Raw genomic sequence first — 1,506 nt, forward strand, 5'->3', positions numbered from 1 at the left:
GCCCCGAACACGCCCATATCAGGGCCGCCACCAAACCGAAAGACAGCCAAGTTCCCACACCCAAGACCGCCAAAGGGTCGAACAGCAGCACCGCCGCCAACGCCTGCCACCACGTTGCCCACGCCGACAGTCTTCCCCTGCGCCACGCCCACGCAAACGCCGCCAACATCAAAACGCTGCGCTGCGTCGGCACGGAAAACCCCGCCAACAGCGCGTAAAACAGCGCGCCCGCACACCCCGCCGCCAAAACCCACACGCGCGGCCGGGCAGGAAGGCGCGGGGAACAGGCAAGCAGCCGCTTCGCCAGCCACGCAAACATCACCGCCACCATCGTAACGTGCAAACCCGAAATACTGACCAGATGAGTCAGTCCCAACGGTCGGAACGCCTGCCACAATTCGGGGCGCAATGCCGACTGTTCGCCCACGCTCAACGCGCGCATTAGCCCGATGCCGTCTGAAAGCCCGCCGTCCTCATCCGCCTGCCGCCAATTTCGGCTGATGCGGCTGCGCCAAACCGCAATCCCCCAACCGCTTCCGTCATGCAGCAAAACCCTGTCCGCACCGACCGTCCCCGCGCCGCCTATCCCGTTGGATAATGCCCACGCCTCACGGTTCAAACCGCGCAGGTTCAATTCGCCGACGACGGGGTGCACGCGTGCCGTTATCCGCCATCTGCTCCCGACCGCCCATTCGCGCCGTTTGTAGTCCGACAGCAGCAAATCAAACGTCCGACCACCGCTGTCCACAGCCTTTGCCGCAAACTGCACACGCCGCCCGTCCGACCTCGGCATATCCGCCACTTCCACCGTCAACGGCACACCCGAAACCACCTCCGCCCGCCATTGGGAAGACAATGCCGCCTCCGTCCTGAACACACCGTAAGCCGCGCCCGCCAACACGCACAGCATCAGACCGGCAAACGCAAACCGCCTTGCAAACACAGCAAAAACCGCAAAAGCCGCCAGCCAAAACAGCCAATGCGGCACGACCGGCAGCGCAAACGAAGCCGCCACGCCGACGACCCAACACGGCAAAAACCAACGACGGAACACGTCCTCACCCCCGATATTAAAAAAACAAACGATGATAAAGCAAAGCCATAAAACCGTCATAACAAGATTTAAAAATGATAAGAATGCAAACGAAAAGCCTCAGTATTATCCGAGACAACGGCAAACTTTCCATCGTCATTCCCGCACAAGCGGGAATCCAAACTTGTCCGCACGGAAACTTATCGGATAAAACGGTTTCTTAGATTCCACGTTCTAGATTCCCGCCTGCGCGGGAATGACGGCTGCAGATGCCCGACGGTCTTTATAGTGGATTAACAAAAATCAGGACAAGGCGACGAAGCCGCAGACAGTACAAGCAGTACGAAACCGATTCACTTGGTGCTTCAGCACCTTAGAGAATCGTTCTCTTTGAGCTAAGGCGAGGCAACGCTGTACCGGTTTTTGTTAATCCGCTATATTCCGCCATCTCTAAGATTTACAGCGATACACGG

1 protein-coding gene is annotated in these 1,506 nt (G+C 58.4%); it reads right to left on the reverse strand.

What is annotated here, in order from left to right:
• On the reverse strand, nucleotides 1-1,054 hold a 1,054-nt coding region (locus ACRPFF_RS11030), incomplete at its 3' end, for a ComEC/Rec2 family competence protein (protein ID WP_432674660.1).
• Nucleotides 1,055-1,506 lie beyond the last annotated feature (452 nt).

Origin of the sequence: Neisseria sp. SLRRB23 (genome assembly GCF_050896295.1) — a bacterium.
GTDB lineage: Bacteria > Pseudomonadota > Gammaproteobacteria > Burkholderiales > Neisseriaceae > Neisseria.